Annotated in this window: 22 protein-coding genes and 1 tRNA gene; 17 read left to right on the top strand and 6 right to left on the bottom strand. The window is 66.8% G+C overall.

The window, feature by feature from the left end; all coding sequences use genetic code 11:
- Nucleotides 1-42: 42 nt before the first annotated feature.
- The 13 genes from D107_RS0101970 to galU all read left to right on the top strand — a co-directional run bounded on the left by D107_RS0101970 (nucleotide 43) and on the right by galU (nucleotide 12319).
- Nucleotides 43-1206: a phosphoglycerate dehydrogenase gene (locus D107_RS0101970; RefSeq protein ID WP_018875458.1), complete on the top strand. Its 1164-nt coding sequence runs from the start codon at nucleotides 43-45 to the stop codon at nucleotides 1204-1206.
- Nucleotides 1207-1209: 3 nt separating this feature from the next.
- Nucleotides 1210-2325, top strand: coding sequence for a prephenate dehydratase (pheA, locus tag D107_RS0101965; RefSeq protein ID WP_018880643.1), 1116 nt, complete (start codon nucleotides 1210-1212; stop codon nucleotides 2323-2325).
- Nucleotides 2326-2357: 32 nt separating this feature from the next.
- A complete protein-coding gene (gene hisC, locus D107_RS0101960; protein WP_018880642.1) occupies nucleotides 2358-3515 on the top strand; it encodes a histidinol-phosphate transaminase in 1158 nt (385 codons plus the stop codon).
- Entirely contained in the window at nucleotides 3512-4393 is an 882-nt protein-coding gene (locus tag D107_RS0101955) for a prephenate dehydrogenase/arogenate dehydrogenase family protein (protein WP_018866295.1), read from the top strand. The genes hisC and D107_RS0101955 overlap by 4 nt, the downstream gene beginning before the upstream one ends.
- A gap of 6 nt (nucleotides 4394-4399) precedes the next feature.
- The gene (aroA, locus tag D107_RS0101950; protein WP_018880641.1) at nucleotides 4400-5704 is read left to right on the top strand and encodes a 3-phosphoshikimate 1-carboxyvinyltransferase; all 1305 of its coding nucleotides are present in this window, start codon (nucleotides 4400-4402) and stop codon (nucleotides 5702-5704) included.
- The gene (gene cmk, locus D107_RS0101945) at nucleotides 5701-6408 is read left to right on the top strand and encodes a (d)CMP kinase (RefSeq protein ID WP_018866297.1); all 708 of its coding nucleotides are present in this window, start codon (nucleotides 5701-5703) and stop codon (nucleotides 6406-6408) included. The genes aroA and cmk overlap by 4 nt, the downstream gene beginning before the upstream one ends.
- Nucleotides 6409-6457: 49 nt before the next feature.
- A complete protein-coding gene (gene rpsA / locus D107_RS0101940; protein WP_255349356.1) occupies nucleotides 6458-8164 on the top strand; it encodes a 30S ribosomal protein S1 in 1707 nt (568 codons plus the stop codon).
- Nucleotides 8165-8257: 93 nt separating this feature from the next.
- Nucleotides 8258-8554, top strand: coding sequence for an integration host factor subunit beta (locus D107_RS13520; protein WP_018866299.1), 297 nt, complete (start codon nucleotides 8258-8260; stop codon nucleotides 8552-8554).
- A 7-nt stretch (nucleotides 8555-8561) separates the two neighbouring features.
- Nucleotides 8562-8879 (top strand): lipopolysaccharide assembly protein LapA domain-containing protein, encoded by a 318-nt coding sequence (locus D107_RS0101930; protein WP_018875465.1) that lies wholly within the window; start codon nucleotides 8562-8564, stop codon nucleotides 8877-8879.
- 66 nt (nucleotides 8880-8945) lie between these two features.
- A complete protein-coding gene (locus tag D107_RS0101925; RefSeq protein ID WP_018875466.1) occupies nucleotides 8946-10178 on the top strand; it encodes a tetratricopeptide repeat protein in 1233 nt (410 codons plus the stop codon).
- Complete coding sequence (gene pyrF / locus D107_RS0101920) at nucleotides 10175-10918, top strand: orotidine-5'-phosphate decarboxylase (RefSeq protein ID WP_155987100.1); 744 nt, start codon at nucleotides 10175-10177, stop codon at nucleotides 10916-10918. The genes D107_RS0101925 and pyrF overlap by 4 nt, the downstream gene beginning before the upstream one ends.
- 126 nt (nucleotides 10919-11044) lie before the next feature.
- The gene (locus tag D107_RS0101915; RefSeq protein ID WP_018875468.1) at nucleotides 11045-11326 is read left to right on the top strand and encodes a ComEA family DNA-binding protein; all 282 of its coding nucleotides are present in this window, start codon (nucleotides 11045-11047) and stop codon (nucleotides 11324-11326) included.
- 105 nt (nucleotides 11327-11431) lie between these two features.
- Nucleotides 11432-12319, top strand: a complete 888-nt coding sequence (gene galU / locus D107_RS0101910) for a UTP--glucose-1-phosphate uridylyltransferase GalU (protein WP_018866304.1) — start codon at nucleotides 11432-11434, stop codon at nucleotides 12317-12319.
- Nucleotides 12320-12343: 24 nt separating this feature from the next.
- Here the strand turns inward: galU and D107_RS0101905 are convergent, their stop codons facing one another.
- The 3 genes from D107_RS0101905 to hspQ are packed head-to-tail and all read right to left on the bottom strand — an operon-like array spanning nucleotide 12344 to nucleotide 15113.
- Entirely contained in the window at nucleotides 12344-13030 is a 687-nt protein-coding gene (locus D107_RS0101905; protein WP_018877388.1) for a rhomboid family intramembrane serine protease, read from the bottom strand.
- 15 nt (nucleotides 13031-13045) lie between these two features.
- The gene (gene ilvD / locus D107_RS0101900) at nucleotides 13046-14737 is read right to left on the bottom strand and encodes a dihydroxy-acid dehydratase (protein WP_026280715.1); all 1692 of its coding nucleotides are present in this window, start codon (nucleotides 14735-14737) and stop codon (nucleotides 13046-13048) included.
- A gap of 55 nt (nucleotides 14738-14792) precedes the next feature.
- Nucleotides 14793-15113, bottom strand: a complete 321-nt coding sequence (gene hspQ / locus D107_RS0101895) for a heat shock protein HspQ (protein WP_018866307.1) — start codon at nucleotides 15111-15113, stop codon at nucleotides 14793-14795.
- A gap of 123 nt (nucleotides 15114-15236) precedes the next feature.
- Between hspQ and D107_RS0101890 the strand changes: the two genes are divergently transcribed.
- Complete coding sequence (locus D107_RS0101890; RefSeq protein ID WP_018880639.1) at nucleotides 15237-15797, top strand: NUDIX domain-containing protein; 561 nt, start codon at nucleotides 15237-15239, stop codon at nucleotides 15795-15797.
- Between the two features lie 13 nt (nucleotides 15798-15810).
- On the opposite strand, the gene D107_RS0101885 is transcribed toward D107_RS0101890, so the two are convergent.
- Nucleotides 15811-16485 carry an L-fuculose-phosphate aldolase gene (locus D107_RS0101885; RefSeq protein WP_019583554.1) on the bottom strand — a complete coding sequence of 225 codons (675 nt, stop codon included), beginning with the start codon at nucleotides 16483-16485 and terminating at the stop codon, nucleotides 15811-15813.
- 215 nt (nucleotides 16486-16700) lie between these two features.
- On the opposite strand from D107_RS0101885, the gene D107_RS0101880 reads away from it, so the two are divergent.
- The gene (locus tag D107_RS0101880) at nucleotides 16701-17168 is read left to right on the top strand and encodes a cytochrome c (protein WP_018866310.1); all 468 of its coding nucleotides are present in this window, start codon (nucleotides 16701-16703) and stop codon (nucleotides 17166-17168) included.
- A 9-nt stretch (nucleotides 17169-17177) separates the two neighbouring features.
- The gene (locus D107_RS0101875) at nucleotides 17178-18098 is read left to right on the top strand and encodes a cytochrome c (protein ID WP_018880638.1); all 921 of its coding nucleotides are present in this window, start codon (nucleotides 17178-17180) and stop codon (nucleotides 18096-18098) included.
- Between the two features lie 66 nt (nucleotides 18099-18164).
- Here the strand turns inward: D107_RS0101875 and D107_RS0101870 are convergent.
- Nucleotides 18165-18240: transfer RNA gene (locus tag D107_RS0101870), tRNA-Asn, on the bottom strand.
- An 83-nt stretch (nucleotides 18241-18323) separates the two neighbouring features.
- On the bottom strand, nucleotides 18324-19514 hold the full coding sequence (locus tag D107_RS0101865) for a pyridoxal phosphate-dependent aminotransferase (protein ID WP_018880637.1): 1191 nt from the start codon (nucleotides 19512-19514) through the stop codon (nucleotides 18324-18326).
- Between the two features lie 84 nt (nucleotides 19515-19598).
- Here D107_RS0101865 and uvrB point away from each other — a divergent pair, with 84 nt between their 5' ends.
- Nucleotides 19599-21629: an excinuclease ABC subunit UvrB gene (gene uvrB, locus D107_RS0101860; RefSeq protein WP_018880636.1), complete on the top strand. Its 2031-nt coding sequence runs from the start codon at nucleotides 19599-19601 to the stop codon at nucleotides 21627-21629.
- Nucleotides 21630-21670: the final 41 nt, after the last annotated feature.

Genomic DNA, 21670 nt, shown 5'->3' with positions numbered 1-21670 from the left:
GAATCGCTGTTGCCGGGGACGCTACCGGACGAGGAGGTCGTGATGTACCGGATTCAGACCTACAACAACATCGCCGTGCGCGGGCTGGATCGTTTCCCGCGTGACCATTACGAGGTCGCCTCGGATATCAATCAGCCGGACGCGCTGATGCTGCGCTCCTTCGATCTGCATTCGGTGGAGATCCCGGATTCGGTCCTGGCGGTGGGGCGCGCCGGGAGCGGGGTCAACAATATCCCGGTGGCGGCCCTGTCCGAGCGCGGCGTGGCCGTGTTCAACGCCCCCGGCGCGAATGCCAATGCGGTGAAGGAACTGGTCATCGCCGGGCTGTTGCTGGGTGCCCGCAACCTGCTGCCGGCGGCTGGCTACGTGCAGGAACTGGACCCCTCGAAGGAAGACTTCATGTCCGCGGTGGAGCAGGGCAAGAAGAAGTTCACCGGCTTCGAACTGCCGGGCCGGCGTCTGGCCGTGCTGGGCCTTGGGGCGATCGGGGTCGGCGTGGCCAATGCCGCTCGTGCGCTGGGCATGGAAGTGGTCGGTTTCGACCCCAAGGTCACGGTGGAAAACGCCTGGCGCCTGGATTCCGGCATCGAGCGGGCGCGCTCGGTAGAGGCGGCTATGGAAGGGGCCGACGCCGTCACCGTACACGTGCCGCTGACCGAGAATACCGCCAATCTGGTGAACGCAAAGACGCTGGCCGGCATGAACCCCGGGGCGATGGTGCTCAACCTGGCCCGCGAGGGGATCGTGGATGACGCCGCGGTGCGCGAAGGGCTGGACGCGGATCGACTGCATGCCTACATCACGGACTTTCCGGTACAGGGCATGGTGGGCCACCCGCGGGTGATTACCCTGCCGCATCTGGGCGCCTCGACGACCGAATCCGAGGAGAACTGCGCGGTCATGATCGCCGACCAGCTCCGGGACTACCTGGAAAACGGCAACGTGGTGAACTCCGTGAACCTGCCGACCCTGGTGCTGGACCGCAAGGGAGATACCCGCATCGCGATCATCAACCGGAACCTGCCGGACCGGGTCGGGCGCATCTCGCACACGCTGGGCGAATCGAATATCAACATCCTGCACCTGATGAATGACTCCCGTGGCGATCTGGCCTACACCCTGATGGACGTGGACGGCCACCCCGACGCGGAGACCCTGGACGCCCTGCACCGGATCGACGGCGTGCTGCGGGCCCGGGTGCTGTAGGCGATGGCCGGGGATCCGCATTCGTTGCCATCCGCCGAGGACCGCGAAGACCTCGCGGCCCTGCGCGCGCGTATCGACGCGCTGGATGCCGAGCTCCTGGAGCGGCTGAGCGAGCGCGCCCGCTGCGCCGAGGCGGTTGCGCGGGTCAAGCGCAGCCAGGAGAGCGACCCGGTGTTCTACCGTCCGGAGCGCGAGGCCGAGATCCTTCGGCGGGTGCGCGAACGGAATCCCGGCCCGCTGTCCGACGAGGCCATCACGCGGCTGTTCCGCGAGATCATGTCCGAGTGCCTGGCGCTCGAGCATCCGCTCCATGTCGCCTATCTCGGACCGGTGGGGACCTTCACTCACCTGGCGGCGCGCAAGCACTTCGGCCATGCCGTCGAGACCCAGCCGCTGGCCTCGATCGATGCGGTGTTCGGCGCGGTGGAGACCGGGCGCGCGCAGTTCGGCGTGGTACCCATCGAGAACAGCTCCGAGGGGGTCGTCACCCACACCGTGGACTGCTTCATGGATTCCTCCCTCCAGATCTGTGGCGAGGTCGTGACCCCGATCCACCACCACCTGCTGTCCCGGGCCGAGGAGCTCGGGCAGGTGCGGCGGGTCCTCGCGCATGCGCAGGCGCTGGCGCAATGCCGCCAGTGGCTGGATAGCGAACTGCCCCATGCCGAGCGCGAGGCGGTCTCCAGCAACGCCCGGGCGGCCGAGATCGCGGCGCAGGATCCCACCGCGGCGGCGCTGGCCAGCCAGGCGGCGGCCGAACACTACGACGTCCCGGTGCGGGCCCCGCATGTGGAGGATCGCGCCGACAACACGACGCGTTTCCTGATCATCGGCTCGGGGACCACGCAACCCAGCGGGGCGGACCGTACATCGGTGATGCTGAGTACCGCCAACCGGCCAGGGTCGCTGTATTCGCTGCTCAAGCCGATCGCGGAGGCCGGCATCAGCCTGACCCGGATCGAGTCGCGCCCCTCGCGCTGCACGCCGTGGAACTACGTGTTCTTCCTCGATCTGGTCGGGCACCAGCAGGACCCGTTGATCCGCGACTGCCTGGAGCAGCTGCGCGCCAGTGCCGATACCGTCAAGGTCCTGGGTAGCTATCCCCAGGCCGCCACCTGACACGCCCACCCGCTATCCCCGAGGTTTCCCGCATGGCATCCAACCCTTCCGTATCCGCTGCGGCCGGCCCGGGCTTTGATCCCGTGGCCCTGGCAGTCGCCGGGGTCCAGGGCCTCAGCCCGTATCAGCCCGGCAAGCCCGTCGCCGCACTGGAGCGCGAACTGGGTATTCGCCAGGCGATCAAACTGGCCTCCAACGAGAACCCCCTGGGCCCGTCACCGCGTGCGGTGGAGGCGGGCCGCGCGGCGCTGGCCGAGGCCCATGTCTATCCCGACGGGAACGGCTTCGAGCTGAAGGCTCGACTGGCCGAGCGCCATGGCGTCGCCCCGGAACAGATCACGCTCGGAAACGGCTCCAACGAGGTGCTGGAGCTGGTCGCGCGCACCTGGCTGGCACCGGGCCGGGCAGCCGTGTTCTCCGCGCATGCGTTTGCGGTCTACCCGCTGGTTACCCAGGCGGTCGATGCCGAGGCACGGGTCGCGCCCGCGCTGGGGGCCGACCATCCGGAGCAGCCCTTCGGGCATGATCTCGAGGCCATGCGGGCACGGGTGGATGGCGACGTGCGCGTGGTGTTCGTGGCCAATCCGAACAATCCCACCGGGACCTGGCTGGAGGGTTCGGCGCTGGAGGCCTTCGTGGCGGCGATACCGGCGACCACCGTGGTGGTCGTGGACGAGGCCTATTTCGAATACGTCGAGGCAGCCGGGTATCCGGACACTACGCAGTGGCTGGATCGCTACCCAAACCTGATCGTGACCCGGACCTTCTCCAAGATCCAGGGCCTGGCCGGACTGCGCCTGGGGTACGCGGTCAGTTCCCCGGCGGTCGCCGACCTGCTCAACCGGGTCCGACAGCCGTTCAATGTCAACGCCATTGCCCAGGCCGCGGGCCTTGCGGCGCTGGACGATACCGCGCATGTGGAGAAGTCGGTGGCCGTCAACCGTGACGGGTTGCGGCAGGTGACGGCGGCCCTGCGGGATAAGGGGCTGCGTGTGATCCCGTCCGTGGGGAACTTCGTGACCTTTGACACCGGGCGTGATCCGGCCCCGGTATACGAAGGCCTGCTGCGCGAGGGCGTCATCACGCGGCCGGTGGAGAATTACGGCCTGCCCGGTCACCTGCGGGTCACCATCTCGACCCGGGAAGACAACGACCGCTTCCTCGCGGCACTCGACAAGGTCCTGGCGTGATCGAACGGCTGGTCATCTTCGGGGTCGGCCTGATCGGCGGCTCGCTGGCGCTGGCCCTGCGCGAGGCCGGCGCGGTCCGCGAGGTCGTCGGCTGCTCGCGCAATGCCGACAACTTGCGCGAAGCTCAGCGGCTGGGCGTGATCGACCGCTGGACCACGGACGTCGCCGCGGCCGCGGAGGGCGCCGACCTGGGCGTGCTCGCCGTGCCATTGGGCGCGATGGAGCCGCTCGCCCGCGACCTGGCGGCCGCCTGGCCCGAGGACAGCCCGCTAACCGACGTGGGCAGCAGCAAGCAGGCAGTGATCGATGCGGTGGGCGCCGGCTTCGGTGCGGTCCCGCGCGCCTTCGTGCCCGGCCACCCGATCGCCGGGACCGAGAAAAGCGGGGTAGGGGCCGCCTTCCCCAGTCTGTTCCGCGATCGCCTGGTGATCCTGACGCCGGCCGATGCCACCAACCCGCTGGCCACGGACCGCGTGGCGGCCATGTGGCAGGCCGCCGGCGCGCGGGTCGAATACATGACCCCGGCGCATCATGACCGGGTCCTGGCCGCGACCAGCCACCTGCCGCATGTACTGGCGTTCACGCTGGTCTCGTCGCTGGCGAACATGAGCGAACGCGACGAGATCTTTCACTACGCCGCCGGCGGGTTTCGCGACTTCACGCGCATCGCCTCCAGTGACCCGGTGGTCTGGCGCGATATCTGCCTGGCCAACCGCGACGCCATCCTCGAGGTCATCGGGCAATACCAGAACGACCTCGAGACGCTGCGCGGCGCGATCGAACGCGGCGATGCCGCCACCATCGAACAAAGCTTTGAACATGCCAAGGAAACCCGCGATCGCCTCTGCGACCCCGCGGATGCACAACTGGATACCTGAAACCCCATGAATACCTTTACCGTACAGCCCGGAGGCCAGCTTGCGGGCCACGCCCGCGTGCCGGGCGACAAATCGATTTCCCACCGCGCCATCATGCTCGGGGCGCTGGCCGAGGGGGAGACCCATGTGACCGGCTTTCTCGAAGGGGCGGATTGCATCGCCACGCTGGAGGCCTTCCGCGCGATGGGCGTGGCCATCGAACGCACCGGACCGGGCTGCGTGCGTATCCAGGGGGCCGGCCTGCACGGACTGCAGGCTCCACCCGCTGCGCTGGACATGGGCAACTCGGGGACCGCGATGCGGCTGCTGTGCGGGGTCCTCGCCGGGCAGCCCTTCGACAGCGAGCTGGTGGGCGATCGCTCCCTCACCGGACGTCCGATGCGCCGGGTCACGGACCCGCTGGCCCGCATGGGGGCCAGGATCGATACCAGTGATGCCGGGACGCCGCCGCTGCGGGTGCATGGCGGCGCCCCTCTGCGGGGTACCGATCACGTGCTCGAGGTGGCCAGCGCCCAGGTGAAGTCGGCCCTGCTGCTGGCCGGCCTGTGGGCGGATGGCAAGACCTGCGTGACCGAGCCGGCACCCACGCGGGATCACACCGAACGCATGCTGGCCGGCTTTGGTTACGCGGTCGAACGCGACGGGCCACGGGCCTGCGTCGAGGGGGGTGGCCGGCTGGTCGCGAGTCCGGTCGATGTGCCGGCGGATATCTCCTCGGCCGCCTTCTTCCTGGTCGGGGCCTCGATCGCAGCCGGTTCGCGCATGCGCCTGGAGCATGTCGGCATCAATCCGACCCGCACCGGTGTGATCGATATCCTGCGCCTGATGGGCGCCGAGATCCGCATCCTCAACGAACGCGAGGCGGGCGGCGAGCCGGTGGCGGATCTGGAGGTCGAGGCCGCCCGGCTCAAGGGGATCCAGATTCCGGAGCACCTGGTGCCGCTGGCGATCGACGAATTCCCCGCGATCTTCGTCGCCGCGGCCTGCGCCGAGGGCGAGACCGTACTGACCGGCGCCGAGGAGCTGCGGGTCAAGGAGAGCGACCGTATCCAGGTGATGGCCGACGGCCTCGCCGCACTCGGCGTCGACTGCGCCGTGCAGCCGGATGGTATCCGGATCCGGGGTGGCGACGGCTTCACCGGTGGCGAGATCAACAGTCATGGCGACCACCGTATCGCCATGTCGTTCGCGGTGGCGGGGCTGCGGGCCACCGCCCCCATCCGGATCCACGATTGCGCGAACGTGGGTACATCCTTCCCCGGCTTTGTGGCGCTTGCGCGCGAGGCCGGGCTGCAGCTGGAGGCCGCATGAGTTCGGAAGTTCCGGTACTGACCATCGACGGCCCGGGCGGGGCCGGCAAGGGCACGGTCTGCATGCGCGTGGCCGCCGCCATGGGCTGGCATCTGCTGGACAGCGGCGCGCTGTACCGTCTGTTGGGGCTGGCGGCACGCCAGCACGGGGTCGAGCTGACCGATGAGGCCGCGCTCGTTCGACTGGCCGCCGGTCTCGACGTCGACTTCGAGGTGAATCGAGACGCCACAGCGGTCACGACCCTGCTGGAGGGGGCGCCGGTCGATCAGCTGCTGCGCACCGAACAGGCGGGCAGCGACGCCTCCCAGGTGGCCGCCATCCCGGCCGTGCGCGAGGCCCTGCTGGAGCGCCAGCGAGGCTTCGCCAAGCCCCCCGGGCTGGTCGCGGACGGGCGCGATATGGGGACCGTGGTCTTCCCCGCGGCGGACCTGAAGATCTTTCTCACGGCCTCTGCCGAGGAAAGGGCACGCCGGCGTTACATGCAGTTGAAGGAACAAGGACTTAGTGCTAATCTCTCCGCCCTTCAGGACGAGATGGAGGCCCGCGACCGTCGCGACCGCGAACGCAGCGTGGCCCCCCTCAAGCCCGCCGAAGATGCCTGGGAACTGGATACCACGGACCTCGACATCGTTGGCGTGGTGGACATGATCCTGGAGCGCCTCCGGGACGTACTCCCGGAACAAAGCCCCCGCCCCGCGGAATAAGCCGTCGGAAGCGGGATCATCAACGTCTAGAACTGGTTGCAGGAAGTTTCTGCAAGCATTTGTTAAACCACAGGTTCACAAATCCATGAGTGAAAGTTTCGCGCAACTGCTCGAAGAGAGCATGGCCTACACCCAGATGCAGCCGGGTGCCATCCTCAGTGCCACCGTCATTGAGGTCACCCCGGACGTCGTCGTGGTGAACGCCGGCCTGAAGTCCGAGGGGGTCATCCCCACCGAGCAGTTCATGAACGACGAGGGTGAGCTCGAGGTCAAGGTCGGCGATGTCGTCGAAGTGGCCCTCGAGACCCCGGAAGACGGTTTCGGCGAGACGCGCATGTCGCGCGAGAAGGCCAAGCGGGCCAAGGCCTGGGACCGTCTCGAAGGTGCGATGGAAGAAGAGCAGTACGTCACCGGCAAGATCTCCGGCAAGGTCAAGGGCGGTTACACCGTCGAGCTGGGCGATATCCGGGCGTTCCTGCCGGGTTCACTCGTGGATGTCCGTCCGGTGCGCGATACCGCGTATCTGGAAGGCAAGGAGCTGGAGTTCAAGCTCATCAAGCTGGATCGCCGCCGCAACAACGTGGTCGTGTCGCGCCGCGCCGTGGTCGAGCAGGAATACAGCGCCGAGCGCGAGGAACTGCTGAAGAACCTGCAGGAAGGCGCGCAGGTCAAGGGCATCGTCAAGAACCTCACCGATTACGGTGCGTTCCTGGATCTGGGCGGCATCGACGGCCTGCTGCACATCACCGACATGGCCTGGAAGCGCGTCAAGCATCCGTCCGACGTGGTCGAGATCGGCCAGGAAGTCGAGGTCAAGGTCCTGAAGTTCGATCGCGAGCGCATGCGTGTGTCGCTGGGCCTGAAGCAGCTGGGCGAGGATCCGTGGGAGAACATCACCCGCCGTTATCCGACCGGCACCCGCATCTTCGGCAAGGTCACCAACATCACCGACTACGGCTGCTTCGTGGAAATCGAAGACGGCGTGGAAGGCCTGGTGCACGTGTCCGAGATGGACTGGACCAACAAGAACGTCAACCCGGGCAAGATGGTCGCGATCGGCGACGAGGTCGAGGTGATGATCCTGGACCTGGACGAAGAACGCCGCCGCATCTCGCTGGGCATGAAACAGTGCCAGTCGAATCCGTGGGACGACTTCGCGGCCAACCACAACCGCGGCGAGAAGGTCAGCGGCCAGATCAAGTCGATCACCGATTTCGGCGTGTTCGTGGGCCTGGAAGGCGGCATCGATGGCCTGATCCACCTGTCCGATCTGTCCTGGCACGAAGCGGGCGAAGAAGCCATTCGCAACTTCAAGAAGGGTGACGAGGTCGAGGCCGTGGTCCTGTCCGTGGATCCCGAGCGTGAGCGTATCTCCCTGGGCCTGAAGCAGCTGGATCGCGATCCGTTCGCCAACTTCGTGGCCGAGCACAGCAAGGGCAGCATTGTCTCCGGCACGGTCAAGGAAGTGGACGCCAAGGCAGCCGTGGTCGAACTGGCTGACGGCATCGACGGCATCCTGCGCGCGGCCGATATCTCCCAGGACCGCGTGGAAGACGCCAGCACCGTGCTGAAGGTGGGCGATACGGTCGAGGCCAAGTTCATGGGCGTCGACAAGAAGACCCGCGCCATCAGTCTGTCGATCAAGGCCAAGGACCGGGCGGAAGAAGCCGAGATGGTCTCCGACTACGGCAGTAATGCCGGCGGCGGTACCACGCTGGGCGATCTGCTGAAGGAACAGATGGACAAGAACGACTAAGTCCGTTCCGTCGTGGCCCGCGGTGCCAAGGGGTGCCGTGGGCCATTTTGTACCGGGAAACCGGATTTCCTTCCTGTCTGTGACGAGTGCCAGATGACCAAATCGGAATTGATCGAGAACCTCGCCCGGAAGTCACCTCATCTGCCAGCCAGGGACGTGGAGATGTCCGTCAAGGCATTGCTCGAACGCATGAGCCACGCGCTGGCGAACGGGCAACGGGTGGAGATTCGCGGCTTTGGCAGCTTTTCGCTGCACTTCCGGCCACCCCGACTGGGCCGGAACCCCAAGACCGGTGAAGGCGTTGCCTTGCCCGGCAAGCATGTCCCTCATTTCAAGCCCGGCAAGGAATTGCGCGAACGGGTAAACGATTCTGTAGCCGAAAACGGCTAGACCGTCCATGGACGAGCGGCGGCGACAGAAGATTCGCAACACCGTGGCGTTTGTCGCGCTGATCCTGATCTCGTCCGCGGTCGGTATTCTTGTTGTTCTGAACGAAGCCCTGGTGACACTGGTGTTGCCGGGTCTCGAGATCGAGGCCCCCCTGGTGGTGTTCCTCGGGTTGGCCGCCTTGTTTGGAGTGATCCTGGCCTCGCTGGTGCTCTGGCTGCGCCTGCGCCGGCTGCGGCAGAAGATCGCCGACCTGCGCGAGCAGAACCATGCCCTCAAGGTCGAGGTCGAGCAGCTGCGTACCGCACCCATGCGGGATTTCTACTAGCCGCATCGCCATGCGGTCTTCCATACCTTTTGCTTCGCTGTCCGTACCCGGGGAGCGTACTCGCCGATGATCAATGACTGGTTCTGGTTGCTGCTCCCGCTCGCCGCGGCAAGTGGTTGGTGGCTGGCACGCTATGGCGTGCCGGAAGACCAGGAAGAGCGCGAGCCGTCACTGGATCGTTACCTCGAGGGCGTACGCCACCTGCTGGATGATCGCACCGATGATGCGCTGCAGGCCTTCATCGAGATGGTGGAGGTCGATCACGAGACTTTCGAGACGCATGTAATCCTCGGGCGGCTGTTCCGGCGCCGGGGCGAGGTGGATCGCGCCATTCGCATCCACCAGAACCTGGTGGCGCGCCCGACGCTGCCGGCGGCCCAGCGGGCCCAGGCCCTTTGCGAGCTCGGCGAGGACTTCCTGCTGGCGGGAGTGCTGGACCGGGCCGAGGCCGTCTTTCGCGAACTCGCGGACTCGCCGCACCAGGCCGTGCCGGCCCTGGAGGGCCTGCGCCAGGTCTACGAAACCCAGCGGGAATGGGAGCGGGCGATCGAGGTGGGCGACCGGCTGAAGGCGCATGGGGTCGCCCATGAACAGCTGCGGATCGCCCACTACCACTGCGAACTGGCGCGGATCGCGCTGGACCAGGACGACCACGAGGAGGCGAGGGCGCGCGCGAAACAGGCCGAGGAACTGGTTCCCGGTCTGTCGCGGGCTCTGCTGATCCAGTCGGAGATTGCGGCGCGCGCCGGCGAGATCCGCGAGGCGATCCGGTTCGGGCGGGATGCCGTGGCGCGCACCCCGCAACTGGCGCCTCTCCTGGTGCCCCGGATCGAGCGCCTGCATCAGGAACTGCCCGGCGAGAACCGTCTGGGGCAGCTGGAGGAACTCCTGGACGACCTGGCCCGAAGTCGCGGGATCACCATGGCGCGGATTGCCCTGATGCGGCTGTACCGGCGCACGGGACGGCTGGACGCCGCGCTTTCCGAACTGGGGCAGATCCTGGCGCAACGCCCGGTCCCGACCTCGGGCCTGCTGGAGGCGGTTCGCTGGATGAAGATCCTGCCGGCGGTGCAGCAATACAGCACGGAATTCTCGGCGTTCGAGAAGGCCCTGGCCGACCAGCTTGGCAGCCAACACTTGTACCAATGCGGGAACTGCGGCTACCAGGGACGGGCGCATGTATGGCAGTGCCCGAGCTGCCGGCGCTGGGATACCCTGCGCGGGCTTGATTTCGATATCGACCAGACGACGGAAGCCGCCGAGGAGGCGTTGATCCGCGAAGGGAGCCACCACCCATGACCCGACCCACGACAGTGACCCCGGAACCCGCCACGCGCCTGATCGTCGCCCTCGACTTTGCAGAGGCCGATGCGGCGCTGGCATTCGCCCGACAGCTCGACCCGGCGCAGTGCGCCCTGAAGGTCGGCTTCGAACTGTTCGTGGTCGCCGGTCCGGCGCTGCTGCAACGGCTTCACGACCTCGGCTTTCGGGTGTTTCTGGACCTGAAGTTTCACGACATCCCGAATACCGTGGCGGCTGCCTGCCGGGCCGCGGCGCGTACCGGCGTGTGGCTGATCAACGTACATGCCAGCGGCGGCCTGGAGATGATGCGGGCCGCACACGAAGCGGTACGCGAAACCAACGACACCACGGCGCTGCTGGCCGTCACGGTGCTGACCTCCAGCGACGCCGGCACCCTGCGTGAGATCGGCGTGAGTCGCGAGCCGGCCGATCAGGTGGGCTTGCTGGGGGAACTGGCGATACAAAAGGCGGGGCTGGAGGGCCTGGTGTGCTCGGCGCAGGAGGCCGCCATGCTGCGGCGCCGGCTGGGCGAGCGGCCACTCCTGGTAACACCGGGGATCCGGCTGGAAGACACGGGAGGCGATGACCAGAAGCGTGTCATGACCCCCGAGCGGGCCCTGGAGGCGGGCGCCAGCGCGATCGTGGTCGGCCGGCCGATCACCCGCGCCCCCGACCCGGCCGCGGCGATGGAGGCCTTCGTCACAAGCCTGAACATGCCGAATGACGCCGTGGAATGAGGGGGTTTTCCGGCGGGGCTGTTCTCGCTAGGATGCCCGGGTAGTCTCGGGTTGAAGGTTGGAATCCGGGTCTACCACGCGGTGCACGGATGCACCGATCGTTCAACGAAGATAAGGAGCGTTTTCATGAACAAGCTGTTCCAATGCGCGAAGTGCTGGGCCCTGGCGGGCCTCTGTGTCCTGCCACTGGTCATGGTGACCGCATCGGGTGGCCAGCCGGTCAACCTGAACGGGGCATCGGCCGACGAGCTGGCCGCACTGGAGAACGTGGGACCGGTCAAGGCGCAAGCCATTGTGGAGCACCGCGAGGCACACGGTGACTTCGCCTCGGTCCAGGCCCTGACCGAGGTGTCCGGGATTGGCGAGCGCACCGTGGAGATGAACCTCGAGCGCATCGTCGTCGAGTAGCGAGACGGGTGGCGGCATGGGCCGCCACTCACTACCGGCCCCCGGTCGACGGGTCCGAAAGGATGCGTTGGCCGGGGGTTTGCTGTGAAGTCACCAGGAGAAGGAATGAGCCAGAATCACGCCCCGATTCGTACCGCCGTGTTCCCGGTTGCCGGGATGGGTACGCGCTTTCTGCCGGCGACCAAGGCAAACCCGAAAGAGATGCTTCCGGTCGTGGACAAGCCGTTGATCCAGTACGCGGCGGAGGAGGCCGTTGCCGCCGGCATCGAGACCCTGGTGTTCGTGACCGGGCGAAACAAGCGATCCATTCCGGATCACTTCGACAAGGCCTACGAACTCGAACACGAGCTGGAAGAGCGGGGCAAGACCGAACTGCTCGAGCAGGTTCGGAACATCGTTCCCCCCAATGTGACCTGCGTCTATGTGCGTCAGTCCGACGCACTCGGTCTCGGACATGCGGTGGCCTGCGCGCATCCGATCGTCCGCAACGAACCCTTCGCGGTAATCCTGGCCGATGACCTGATCGAATCGGCCAACGGCGGGGCGACGCGGCAGATGGTCGAGCAGTACGCCGAGCACGGCTGCAGCGTGCTGGGGGTGGAGGAGGTGCCGCCCGATCGCACCCACCAGTACGGCATCATCGACCCGGTGCAGACCGGCCCGCGCAGCTGGGACGTCAAGGGCATCGTGGAAAAGCCCGACCCCGACCATGCGCCATCCAGTGTCGCGGTGGTCGGGCGCTATGTCCTGACCCCGAAGATCTTCGAAATGCTGGCAACCCAGAAGCCGGGGGCGGGCGGCGAGATCCAGCTGACGGACGCGATCGCACGCCTGCTCGAACTGGAACGGGTGACGGCCTTCAACTTCGAGGGGCGTCGCTTCGACTGTGGGTCGAAGCTGGGTTACCTGGAGGCGACGGTGGAGTTTGCACTCAACCATCCGGAACTGAAGGACGACTTCGCCGCATACCTCCGGGCCCGCTCGGCGGGCTGATCGAGTCCGTCACAACCCGGGCCGCTACCACCAGAAACGGCGCTGGCGCGGCCGGATGGGCAGGCGGCCGCGCCAGTACTGGATCAGCAAGAAGCCGAAGGCCATGCCGCCCAGGTGGGCGAAGTGGGCGATGCCGGCGAGGGTGCCCGAGATTCCCAGGTACAGTTCCAGCGCCCCGTAGCCGATGACGAAATACTTCGCCTTGATCGGAATCGGCAGGAAGATCAGGAACAGGCGCTGGTTGGGGAACATCATCCCGAACGCCAGCAGAACCCCGAATACGCCCCCCGACGCGCCGATGGTCGGATAGATCATGTCGCCGTTGCCGTAGGCGGTCACGAACAGCTGCACCAGCCCGGCCCCGATCACGCAGACCAGGAAATACACGGCGAAAGTGCGCGAGCCCCAGGCATTCTCGATCTGCACCCCCAGCATCCACACGGCAAACAGGTTCACGAACAGATGAATCGGGCCGCCGTGGAGGAAGCCGTAGCTCACCAGCTGCCACAACTGGAAGTCCGGCACCCGCATCCACGAGCCATCCTGGTGGACGGTGGCCGGGGTCCCGACGGGCCAGAGCCCGAAATGGTTGACGAGCCAGTCCCCCAGCCAGGGCATCGCGAGAAACAGAGCGACGTTGGTGATCAGCAGGAAGCCGATCACCGGCGGCAGCATGCTGAAATCGGGGTGCCGCGGATCCGGATGCGTCATGGGCGCGGGCGGGCGTCAGGTGCCGCTGAAGTCGTCGGTCACGGCGCCCCGGCTCGCCGAACCCACCAGCCGGGCATACTTGCCCAGCACCCCGCGATCAAAGCGCGGGGCGGGGGTCGTCCAGCGGGCGCGCCGACGCTCCAGCTCGGTGTCATCGACCTGCAGGGCCAGGCGGTTCTCGCTGGCATCAATCTCGATGATGTCGCCGTCCTGGACCAGCGCGATCGTGCCGCCGACGGCGGCCTCCGGCGCGACATGGCCAACCACCATCCCGTAGGTGCCGCCGGAGAAGCGACCATCGGTAATCAGGCCGACCGCATCGCCCAGACCAGCCCCGATAATGGCTGCGGTGGGGGCCAGCATCTCGCGCATGCCGGGCCCGCCGCGCGGGCCCTCGTAGCGGATGACCAGGATATCCCCCGCCTGGATCCGTCCGGCCAGGATCGCGTCCAGGCATTCTTCCTCGGAATCAAAGCAGCGCGCGGGGCCCGAGATCGCGGTCCGCTTGAGACCAGTGATCTTGGCCACGGCGCCCTCGGCGGCCAGATTCCCCTTGAGGATGGCCAGGTGCCCGTGTGGATACAGCGGCCGGTCGAGGGGGCGAATGATGTCCTGGTCCTCCGGGGGAGTCGCGGGAATATCCCGCAGGGTCTCGGCCAGCGTCGCGCCGGTGATGGTCAGGCAGTCGCCGTGCAACCACCCGGCATCCAGCAGCATCTTCATCACCTGGGGTGTCCCGCCCACTGCATGGAACTGGGTGGTGACATAGCGCCCGGAAGGCTTCAGGTCGCACAGGACCGGGACCTTGCGTCGAACCCGCTCGACATCGTCGATGTCCAGCGGCACCTCCGCCGCGTGCGCGATCGCCAGCAGATGGAGTACGGCATTGGTGGAACCGCCCAGCGCCATGACCACGGCGAGGGCATTCTCGAAGGCCTCGCGGGTCAGAATGTCGCGTGGCCGGCGGTTGGCGTGGATTGCGTCCAGCAGGACCTCCGCCGAACGCGCCGCGGAATCGCCCTTTTCCGGGTCCTCCGCCGCCAGGGTGGAGGACCCGGGCAGGCTCATCCCCATGGCCTCGAAGGCGCTGGACATGGTGTTGGCGGTAAACATGCCGCCACAGGAACCGGCGCCGGGGCAGGCGTTCTTCTCCACGCCCAGCAGATCCTCGTCGGATAGCTTGCCAGCCCCATGCTGGCCCACGGCCTCGAAGGCACTGACAATGGTCAGGTCCTGATCCTTGTAGTGCCCCGGCTTGATCGTGCCACCGTAGACGAAGATCCCGGGCACATTGAGCCGGGCCAGCGCGATCATCGCTCCGGGCATGTTCTTGTCGCAGCCACCGGTGGCCAGGATGCCGTCCAGGCTCTGGCCATTGACGACCGTCTCGATGGCATCCGCGATGACCTCGCGCGAGACCAGGGAGTACTTCATCCCGGGGGTGCCCATCGAGATGCCGTCGGAGATGGTGATTGTGCCGAAGGTCTGGGGCATGCCCCCGGCCTGACGCACCGCCTGCTCGGCTCGGGCGGCGAGGGCGCCGATCCCCATATTGCAGGGGGTGATGGTGCTGTGGGCGTTGGCGATCCCCACGATCGGGCGCCGAAAATCGTCATCTCCGAAACCGACCGCGCGCAGCATCGCGCGATTCGGCGTCCGGCGGGGGCCTTCTGTGACGACGCGACTGCGCCGGTTTTCCTGTGCCATATGCGTCCCTGTCGTATTGGGTTGAACGGGGTGCCCCAAGAAGCGGCGGCCGCGATCAATGGGCGCCGGGATCCCCGTGGCGCGAATAGCGTCCATTCATGAACCGGTCAAAGAACTGCCCGAGGGCCGGATGCTCGATCTGCTCCCCGCGCGGATCCGGTTCCAGGTGGCGTTCGGCCACGTAGGTGCTGTGCGAATAGCCATCCACCAGTACGTGATACCACGGCTGATCCTTCGGCGGACGACTCCTGGCCACCGTCTCGTACCATTCATCGGAACCGGCGTATACCGGGTCCACATCGACGATCACACCGCGGTAATCGAACTTGGTATGGTGAACCAGTTCACCGACGGTAAAGCGTGTGCGTGTGGTCATGATCCCCTCTGTACTGCGTCGGTGCGCCTTTTCTATTGTGGACCGCCACCGGCGTTGCATGTTCAGGGCACGCTGCGCCGGTTTACCTGTTTGCAGCTCCTGACACGCCCTCACGGAACCGCCATGAATCGTAACCCGACCGGCCTGAGTCCACGTTTCCACAACGAAGTCCCGCAGGGCGATGATCGCGAGCGCCGCGTCTGTGAACATTGTGGCTTCGTGGACTACGAGAACCCGCGAATCATCGTCGGGAGCGTGGCCATATGGGAGGATCGCGTCCTGCTTTGTCGCCGGGCGATCGAGCCCCGCCGCGGTTACTGGACCCTGCCGGCCGGCTTCATGGAAAAGGGCGAGAGCCCGGGTGAGGGCGCCCGCCGCGAGGCCTGGGAGGAGGCGCGCGCGGAGCTGGAAGTCGATCAGTTGCTGGGGGTGTACAGCGTGCCGCACGTCGGGCATGTGCAGATGATCTACCGGGCGCGCCTGCTGAGCGACACGATTGCCTCCGGCCCGGAGTCCGAAGAGGTGAAGCTGTTCCCGTTCGACGCCTTGCCGCCGCTGGAGGAACGTGCGTTCCCGTCCGTAAGCTGGGCGCTTCGTCATTACCTGGAAACCCGCGAGCGGATCGACTTCGCCCCGCGCTCGGCGCCGTTGCCGGAGGCGGACGAAGCGGTGCCGGGGCTCTGAACCATTCTGGCGACTATTGTGGCGCGTCGCGCTGCGGCCCGTAGTGGCGGAACTTCTCCAGCACCCGGTCCATCTCCGCGTCATCCAGCAGCGTGGGCCCGCCGATCTGCAGACTCAGGACATACTGGCGCGCCAGCAGCTCGACTTCCTCGGTGAGCCACAGGGCCCGCTCAAGGTCCGGCCCGGTGGCGATCATGCCGTGGTTGGCGAGTAGACAGGCAGTACGGTCCTCGAGGGCCTCAACCGCCAGGCGCGAAAGCGCCTCCGTACCGAAGGTCGCATACGGCGCGCAGCGAATGGAGTTCCCGCCCGCCGCCGCGATCATGTAGTGCAGGGCAGGGATGTCGCGTCCCTGGATGGCCACCACGCTGGCGTACACAGAGTGCACGTGGACAACCGCGCCCAGCTCCGGGCGGGCCTGCAGGATCGCGCGGTGGAAGTGCCACTCGCTGGAGGGCTTGCGCTGCGGGTCCCAGCGCCCGGCGGCATCCACGTACACCAGGTCCTCCGGACGCAGGGCCTCGTAGGGCACACCGGATGGCGTGATCAGCATGCCATCGCCCAGGCGCACACTGATGTTGCCCGACGTGCCCTGATTGAGGCCGCGGCGGTTGGTCTCCAGGCCGGCGTGGATGACGGCCTCGCGCAAAGCGGTCGCGTCGGCGGGTGGGAGGCTGTATTCGTGCATGTGGGTACCAGACGACTGGGTGCCGGGCGATTGTAACGGGCCTCCGGGAACCCCGCGCGCGGAGCAGGGTCAATGGGGCAGGTCTGGCGAGTTTTCGCGGGACCCTTCGCCCCGTGGCAAGGCGGCCGGCGGGTCGTCTACAGTTCTCGGGTAGCGTTCAGGCTTCGGCTCGCCCGCCACGGGCGAGATTCTTTTCGTTACAGGGAGGAAGCACCATGAAGAATGCCGCACGTCTTGTCACCGCCTCGGCCGTGGCCGCCGCGCTCACCCTCGGGTTGAGCGCTGGCAGCACCGTCCACGCCTTTGACGAACACGAGGCGACGATCGACTACCGTCAGGGCGTGATGCGCGCGATCGGCGGGAACGTCGGGGCCATCGCCGCCGTGGTCGTGGATGGAGCCGATTTCGGGGACAACCTCGAGATGCACACCAGCCAGCTGGTGGCGCTCAGTCAGGATATCCCCAGCCTGTTCCCCGAGGGCAGCGACTTCCCGGATACCGATGCCAAGGAAGAGATCTGGGATGACTGGGAGCGCTTCGAGGAACTCTCCAACGACACCCGCGAGGCCGCCGAGGCGCTCCATGCCGCCGTGGAGGCGGGCAACGAAGACGAATACGCCATTCGCTTCCGCAACCTCGGGCAGTCCTGTCAGGCCTGCCACGACGACTTCCGCCGCGACTGATCGGTGGCAATGGCGGGTACCAAACGAGGGCCGACAGCCTGGCTGCCGGCCCTCTGTCTTGCCGGCCTGATCGGGTCCGCCCCCATACTGGCGGACACCTCGATCGGTGAGCTGGAGCCCGAGGCGGACGCGGAGGATCGCATCGCCTATGGCGAGTACGTCCTGCGGGCCGGGGGCTGCGTCACCTGCCACACGGCGGAAGACGGCGAATTCCTGGCCGGCGGGCGCCCCATCGAGAGCCCCTTTGGCGTGTTCTACGGTCCGAACATCACGCCGGATCCGGAACACGGCATCGGCGGATGGTCCGAGGACGACTTCAAGCGCGCGCTCCAGCAGGGCCGCGGGCCGGACGGGCGGCATTACTATCCCGCGTTTCCGTTTACCTCCTACACCCGCATGAAGGACGAGGACATCGAGGCCTTGTGGGCCTTCCTGCAGGCCGAGGTCGAGCCTGTGGCGCGGGAGAACACGCCGCACGACCTGGTCTGGTACGCGCGGTTCCGGCCGTCCCTGATGGGCTGGAAGTGGCTGCATTTCGAGCCGGGGGCCTTCGAACCCGACCCGGACGAATCGGAGCCGTGGAACCGCGGCGCCTACCTGACCCTGGCCCTCGGCCACTGCATGGAGTGCCACACCCCGCGCACTCGGACCGGCGGTCTCGACCTGGAGCGGCTGGGCGCCGGGGCCCGCCTGCCGGACGGGGATGTCGCCTCGAACATCACCCCGGATCGCGAGACCGGCATCGGACGCTGGGGCGAACGCCATATCGCCCGCTACCTGGAGATGGGCCTGACCCGCGACGGCGACTTTGCCGGCGGCGCCATGGCCGACGTGATCGACCACGGCACCGCTCATCTGACCGACGAAGACCGCCGCGCGATTGCCGTCTACCTGCAGTCGCTGGAGCCCCTCGAGCACGAGCCAGAGTAGGGTAACGGGACCGTAACCCCCCAAACGAAAAAAGCCAGGTCATGGTGACCTGGCTTTTTCTTTGTCTGGCTCCCCGGGACGGGCTCGAACCGCCGACCTAGTGATTAACAGTCACCCGCTCTACCGACTGAGCTACCGGGGAATTGGGCGCAAATCCTAATCGGGCGGGGCGGGGGCGTCAAGGAAAATCTGGCCGCCCGACGCGTTTCGCCGCCGTACCCGGTGTCAGTGGTGGCGCGCCACGAACTCGCGCAGGCGCTCCAGGGCCTTGTCGAGCTGGTCCACGCTGGTGGCGAACGAGACACGCACATGGCCCGGCGCGCCGAAGGCGCTCCCCGGAACCAGGGCCACGCCCACCTCGTCCAGCAGCTGCTTGGTCAGGGCGACGTCGGTGTCGATATCGGCTGCCGCCATCAGGCCGGTGACGCGAGGGAAGCAGTAGAAGGTGCCGTCCGGCATGAGGCAGTCGATCCCCTCGATGGCATTGAGGCCGTCCACGACGTGGCGAGCGCGCTCGGCGAAGGCCGAACACATGGCCACCACGCAGCCCTGGTCGCCGTTCAATGCGGCCTCGGCGCCGGCCTGGGCAATGGAGGTCGGATTGGAGGTGCTTTGCGACTGGATCTTCTTCATCGCCGCGATCAGGTTCTTCGGACCACCGGCGTAGCCGATGCGCCAGCCGGTCATCGCATAGGCCTTGGATACGCCATTCAGCACCACGGTGCGCTCGAGCAGATCCGGGGCGACGTTGACGATGTTCACGAACGGGGCCGAGCCAAACCGGATATGTTCGTACATGTCATCCGTGGCAATGACCACACGGGGGTGGCGCCGCAGCACCTCGGCCAGTTCGGTCAACTCGGCGGCCGAATACGCCGCGCCCGTGGGATTGGACGGGCTGTTCAGGAACACCAGGCGGGTGTTCGGGGTGATCGCGGCCTCCAGCTGTTCCCCGGTGATGCGGAAGCCGGCATCCTGCTCGGCGCTGACGATCACCGGGCGCGCCCCGGCCAGCAGGGCGATATCCGGGTAGGACACCCAGTAGGGGGCGGGGATCACGACCTCGTCCCCGGGATTCAGCAGGGCCTGGCAGAGATTGAAGATGCTCTGCTTGCCACCGGAGGACACCAGGATCTGGTCAGGGGTGAACGTCAGGCCGTTGTCGCGATCGAATTTGCGGATGATGGCCGCCTTGAGGCTGGCCGTACCGTCCACCGGAGTGTACTTGGTTTCTCCGCGGGCAAGCGCGTCCACCGCCGCCTGCTTGATATGCTCGGGGGTATCGAAATCCGGTTCTCCGGCCCCCAGCCCGACGATGTCCCGCCCCTCCGCGCGAAGCTGAGCGGCCAGCGCGCTGACGGCGAGAGTGGGGGAGGGCTGGATGCGCTGGACGCGGTCGGAAAGCTCGATATCCAAGGGGTAGGCCTCTGTGTGATCGGGTCGATGGGCCGCGCGGGCGGTCGGGGCGAAATGATACTGAAATCAGGCGCGGAGGATAAGGTGCAGCCAGGCGAAGGCGAACAATTCAAGGTCGTATCGGAGTATCAGCCGGCGGGCGATCAGCCGACGGCGATCCGTGCGCTGACCGAAGGGCTGGAGGCCGGCCTCGCGCACCAGGTCTTGCTCGGCGTAACCGGATCGGGCAAGACCTTCACCATCGCCAACGTGATCGAGCAGGTACAGCGCCCCACCATCATCCTGGCACCCAACAAGACGCTGGCGGCGCAGTTGTACGGGGAATTCAAGGAGTTCTTCCCGCACAACACGGTGGAGTACTTCGTTTCCTACTACGACTACTACCAGCCGGAGGCCTACGTCCCGTCGTCGGACACCTACATCGAGAAGGACGCCTCGATCAACGATCACATTGAGCAGATGCGCCTGTCCGCCACCCGTGCGCTGCTGGAGCGGCGCGACGCAATCATCGTGGCCTCGGTGTCGGCCATCTACGGCCTGGGCGACCCGCGCAAGTATCTGTCGATGGTGCTGCACGTGGAGCGCGGCGACCGGATCGACCAGCGCGACCTGCTGCGCCGTCTGGCGGAGCTGCAGTACACCCGCAACGACACCGAGCTGCGCCGCGCCACCTACCGCGTACGCGGCGAGGTGATCGACATCCACCCGGCGGAATCCGACAGCGAGGCGGTGCGCATCGAGCTGTTCGACGACGAGGTGGAGCGGCTGTCGTACTTCGATCCGCTAACCGGCGAACAGCTGCGCACGGTGCCGCGTCTGACGATCTACCCCAAGACGCACTACGTAACGCCGCGCGAGACCCTGCTGGAGGCCGTGGACCACATCCGCGACGAACTCAAGGAGCGCCTGGACTTCCTGCGCAAGGAGGATCGGCTGGTCGAGGCTCAGCGTCTGGAACAACGCACGCTGTTCGACCTGGAGATGATCCTGGAGATCGGGTACTGCAACGGGATCGAAAACTACTCGCGCTACCTCTCCGGACGCGCCCCGGGCGAGCCGCCGCCGACCTTTTTTGACTACCTGCCGAAGGATGCGCTGCTGGTCATCGACGAATCCCATGTCTCGGTTCCCCAGGTCGGGGGGATGTACAAGGGCGACCGCTCGCGCAAGGAGACCCTGGTGGAATACGGCTTCCGCCTGCCATCGGCCCTGGACAACCGCCCGCTGCGTTTCGAGGAGTTCGAGGCCCTGATGCCGCAGACGATCTACGTCTCGGCCACCCCCGGCCCGTACGAGCGCGAACATGCCGGGGCGATTGTCGACCAGGTGGTCCGCCCGACCGGGCTGCTGGACCCGGAACTGGAGGTCCGTCCGGCCGGTACGCAGGTGGACGACGTCCTCTCGGAGGTGCGCGATCGCGTCGAACGCGACGAACGGGTTCTCATCACCACCCTGACCAAGCGCATGGCCGAGGACCTGACGGATTACCTCACCGAACACGGCGTGCGCGTGCGCTATCTGCACTCGGATATCGACACGGTGGAACGCATGGAGATCATCCGCGACCTGCGACTGGGGGAGTTCGACGTCCTGGTCGGGATCAACCTGCTGCGCGAAGGGCTGGATATGCCCGAGGTCTCCCTGGTGGCGATCCTGGACGCGGACAAGGAGGGCTTCCTGCGCTCCGACCGCTCGCTGATCCAGACCATCGGCCGCGCCGCGCGCAACGTGAACGGCAAGGCCATCCTCTACGCCGACAAGATCACCGGCTCCATGCAACGCGCCATCGACGAGACCGAGCGCCGCCGGGCCAAACAGATCGAGCACAACGAGGCCCACGGCATCACGCCCCAGGGCATCCGCAAGAACATCGCGGACATCCTCGAGGCGCGCAACGCCACGCCCGGTTCCAGCGGCCGCCGCGGGCGGAAGGTCGCGGAGGAGGGCGCTGATTATCTGGGGGCGCCGGAGAACGCGGCGAAGGAGATCGAGCGCCTCGAACAGGAGATGTTCGCAAAAGCACGCGACCTCGAATTCGAGGAGGCGGCCCGCATCCGCGATCGCATCGAGAAGCTCAAGGCACTCGCCTTTCTCCCCGAAGCCTCGCTATCCTGAAAAGATGGCTCCCGCGGGAGCGCCGATTCGAGCCTTGAGTG

Origin of the sequence: Thioalkalivibrio sp. ALE30, assembly GCF_000377465.1 — a bacterium.
GTDB lineage: Bacteria > Pseudomonadota > Gammaproteobacteria > Ectothiorhodospirales > Ectothiorhodospiraceae > Thioalkalivibrio.
The sequence above is the reverse complement of the archived record's forward strand: the minus strand, read 5'-3'. Positions and strand labels throughout refer to the sequence as shown.

Excerpts from the sequence above, each read along its gene's own strand:
- hisC (WP_018880642.1), top strand. The coding sequence starts at position 2,358 with ATGGCATCCAACCCTTCCGTATCCGCTGCGGCCGGCCCGGGCTTTGAT.
- D107_RS0101915 (WP_018875468.1), top strand. The coding sequence starts at position 11,045 with ATGAACAAGCTGTTCCAATGCGCGAAGTGCTGGGCCCTGGCGGGCCTC.
- D107_RS0101970 (WP_018875458.1), top strand. The coding sequence starts at position 43 with ATGTACCGGATTCAGACCTACAACAACATCGCCGTGCGCGGGCTGGAT.
- cmk (WP_018866297.1), top strand. The coding sequence starts at position 5,701 with ATGAGTTCGGAAGTTCCGGTACTGACCATCGACGGCCCGGGCGGGGCC.
- D107_RS0101925 (WP_018875466.1), top strand. The coding sequence starts at position 8,946 with ATGATCAATGACTGGTTCTGGTTGCTGCTCCCGCTCGCCGCGGCAAGT.
- D107_RS0101880 (WP_018866310.1), top strand. The coding sequence starts at position 16,701 with ATGAAGAATGCCGCACGTCTTGTCACCGCCTCGGCCGTGGCCGCCGCG.
- D107_RS0101890 (WP_018880639.1), top strand. The coding sequence starts at position 15,237 with ATGAATCGTAACCCGACCGGCCTGAGTCCACGTTTCCACAACGAAGTC.
- D107_RS0101885 (WP_019583554.1), bottom strand. The coding sequence starts at position 16,485 with ATGCACGAATACAGCCTCCCACCCGCCGACGCGACCGCTTTGCGCGAG.
- galU (WP_018866304.1), top strand. The coding sequence starts at position 11,432 with ATGAGCCAGAATCACGCCCCGATTCGTACCGCCGTGTTCCCGGTTGCC.
- hspQ (WP_018866307.1), bottom strand. The coding sequence starts at position 15,113 with ATGACCACACGCACACGCTTTACCGTCGGTGAACTGGTTCACCATACC.
- aroA (WP_018880641.1), top strand. The coding sequence starts at position 4,400 with ATGAATACCTTTACCGTACAGCCCGGAGGCCAGCTTGCGGGCCACGCC.
- ilvD (WP_026280715.1), bottom strand. The coding sequence starts at position 14,737 with ATGGCACAGGAAAACCGGCGCAGTCGCGTCGTCACAGAAGGCCCCCGC.
- D107_RS13520 (WP_018866299.1), top strand. The coding sequence starts at position 8,258 with ATGACCAAATCGGAATTGATCGAGAACCTCGCCCGGAAGTCACCTCAT.
- D107_RS0101930 (WP_018875465.1), top strand. The coding sequence starts at position 8,562 with ATGGACGAGCGGCGGCGACAGAAGATTCGCAACACCGTGGCGTTTGTC.
- pheA (WP_018880643.1), top strand. The coding sequence starts at position 1,210 with ATGGCCGGGGATCCGCATTCGTTGCCATCCGCCGAGGACCGCGAAGAC.
- pyrF (WP_155987100.1), top strand. The coding sequence starts at position 10,175 with ATGACCCGACCCACGACAGTGACCCCGGAACCCGCCACGCGCCTGATC.
- D107_RS0101905 (WP_018877388.1), bottom strand. The coding sequence starts at position 13,030 with ATGACGCATCCGGATCCGCGGCACCCCGATTTCAGCATGCTGCCGCCG.
- D107_RS0101875 (WP_018880638.1), top strand. The coding sequence starts at position 17,178 with ATGGCGGGTACCAAACGAGGGCCGACAGCCTGGCTGCCGGCCCTCTGT.